1 protein-coding gene is annotated in these 263 nt (G+C 56.3%); it reads right to left on the bottom strand.

Features of this window, described 5'->3' with window-relative positions; genetic code table 11:
* Positions 1 to 263, bottom strand: a 263-nt coding sequence (locus ACSV5T_RS09955) for a 4-(cytidine 5'-diphospho)-2-C-methyl-D-erythritol kinase (RefSeq protein ID WP_438321015.1), incomplete at both ends; no start/stop codon positions are given.

Raw genomic sequence — 263 nt, forward strand, 5'->3', positions numbered from 1 at the left:
CGTCCGATCCGACGGCGGCTCCGAGTTCGGCCAACTCTTCTAACGAGAGGCCAAGGTCGAACAATTCGTTCATACCCCGAAGTGTAGCCGCCGCATCGCTCGAGCCGCCAGCTAACCCTGCCGCGACCGGAATCTGCTTATCCAATACGATTTCGACACCTTGCTTGATGCCAAATCGCTTCCGCAACAACTCGGCTGCACGATACGCCAAGTTCCGGTGGTCATTCGGCACATAGGCATGTTCAGATTGAATCCGAATCTCG

Source organism: Veillonella sp. ZSJB6 (genome assembly GCF_051549505.1).
Lineage (GTDB): Bacteria > Bacillota > Negativicutes > Veillonellales > Veillonellaceae > Veillonella.